At 41.9% G+C, this 1,164-nt stretch carries 1 protein-coding gene and 1 pseudogene; both read left to right on the top strand.

Features of this window, described 5'->3' with window-relative positions:
- Positions 1-356 (top strand): annotated as a pseudogene (locus ACS8FD_RS15825) (hypothetical protein); the annotation flags it as partial.
- A gap of 307 nt (positions 357-663) precedes the next feature.
- A partial coding sequence (dapA, locus tag ACS8FD_RS15820) for a 4-hydroxy-tetrahydrodipicolinate synthase (RefSeq protein ID WP_439276549.1) occupies positions 664-1,164 on the top strand: 501 nt, incomplete at its 3' end.

The following is a 1,164-nucleotide window of genomic DNA, read 5'->3' as shown; positions in this document are numbered from 1 at the left end:
ACAAAGCGGAGCTGTGTACTGAAATTGAAGAGTCGGTATTGCCAGTTGTTATTCTTGCGTCACGCTTTGATAGTATTACGGATTTACCAAAAGCATTAAAGCCAAGGCCGTTATTGATTGCTGCAGCGGCAAAATCTGCAAAGTCTAGCGAAAAACTAAGCAACCTACCCAAGCCGCAACGCGCTAATAATGGTGCTAGCATCAAATCTACTATTTTTTCTTATGCAGGCTTCAATAATACGCGCGGATTGTATCAACATGCAAGCGCTCAAGTATTCGTCAGTAGTGGCATCGGTACGCGTGGGTTGCCATTTCGTCTCCGTCGTCCTACCATTGATGTATTGACGATTCGTTAAAAGTAAGTAAAAATTTTATCAAGATTGATACTGGTTGTTAAACATACTTCTATACTAAAAGATTTAAGTTTTTATTCTCTACAAATAATAGCCAATTGACGCTCAATTGTTAGTGAGTGACTAAATCAAAATATGCTACACTATCGAGCATTTATAACAGTAGTTAATAATATTTATTTAGCCAAACATTCATCACAATTGAGTGTTGAGCGAACAGCATTAATATGAAGCAGGACAGTAGTCCTTGCATACGACCTATCATGTGATAGCTTTAATCAAAGCTAAGACAATACAGTAAGGCACAGTTATGAGTACAGCATACGACGATATCAAAACCCGACTACAAGGCTCAATGGTAGCCCTAGTGACGCCCATGCATCCTGACGGTACGGTCGATTATAAACGTCTTGCCAAGCTTATAGACTGGCAGATTGAGCAAGGCACTCATTGTCTCGTTGCAGTTGGAACTACAGGTGAGTCTGCGACTTTATCCATGCAAGAGCATAGTGATGTTATTTGCTACTTCGTCAAACATGTTAATGGCCGCGTACCAGTCATTGCTGGGACGGGCGCTAATAATACCATGGAGGCGATTAAGCTTACTCAAGATGCTAAGGAAGCTGGAGCGGACTGTGCTTTATTGGTTGCACCCTACTATAACAAGCCACCTCAAGAAGGCTTGTATCAGCATTACAAGGCTATTGCCGAAGCTGTGGATATGCCGCAGATGCTCTACAATGTGCCAGGTCGTACGGTTGTCGATATTGCCCAAGAAACCGTAGAGCGTCTAGCGGATATTGATAACATT

It is taken from the genome of Psychrobacter sp. 1U2, assembly GCF_051847575.1.
Note: the sequence above shows the minus strand (reverse complement) of the source record. Positions and strands in the feature narration are given on the sequence as shown.